The sequence below is a fragment of the Citrobacter sp. wls619 genome (assembly GCF_005281345.1).
Taxonomy (GTDB): domain Bacteria; phylum Pseudomonadota; class Gammaproteobacteria; order Enterobacterales; family Enterobacteriaceae; genus Citrobacter.
Genome location: NZ_SZXJ01000042.1, coordinates 1 through 550, shown reverse-complemented (window position 1 = coordinate 550; position 550 = coordinate 1). Strand labels below are relative to the sequence as shown.

General features: G+C 51.6%; 1 protein-coding gene. It reads left to right on the top strand.

Annotation, left to right across the window (positions count from 1 at the left end; genetic code table 11):
• Window positions 1–273 precede the first annotated feature (273 nt).
• A partial coding sequence (locus FDX19_RS25675; protein WP_212734705.1) for an ash family protein occupies window positions 274–550 on the top strand: 277 nt, incomplete at its 3' end.

Genomic DNA, 550 nt, shown 5'->3' with positions numbered 1-550 from the left:
CGTCCGGCAGTCAGGGCTTGAAATCGGTCAGATCTGAAACGTGATAAACTCAGCATCGACATTATAAAGATCGGGGGCGTTTATTTGCAATGGGGAATAAAGCGGGTTAAAATCACACCGTTGAGTTTGTATTATCACGCAACGCCGCTCAGGCCGCCATCCGCAGCCTGAGAGCGAAAAATAAAGAACCCTGCCTCACCAGCAGGGTTTTTTATTTTCTGCGATCGGCCTTCCAGAGTGTCTCTTGATGTCAGGCGCTAATCGCGGTATCTTCTGCTGGCATCTGCAAAATCAGGTGCCGGGATTGACCTCCTGAAATATCACATACTGGCGACACATGACGCGCTTGCGTCTTTTTTGTGTTGTACGTTCGGCTATATCTCAATGGTGGGCTGGACGAGGGCATCGCAAGGTGCGCCGGTATCCAGTATGGCCGGTAAGGTCAACCTCGTTCAGTCCACCACCCGTGAGATTGACCTCTCCGGTGGTGGTTTAAAAATCACATACTGGAGGCCGCCATCATGGCTACGATCCCCACCGAAACACACCC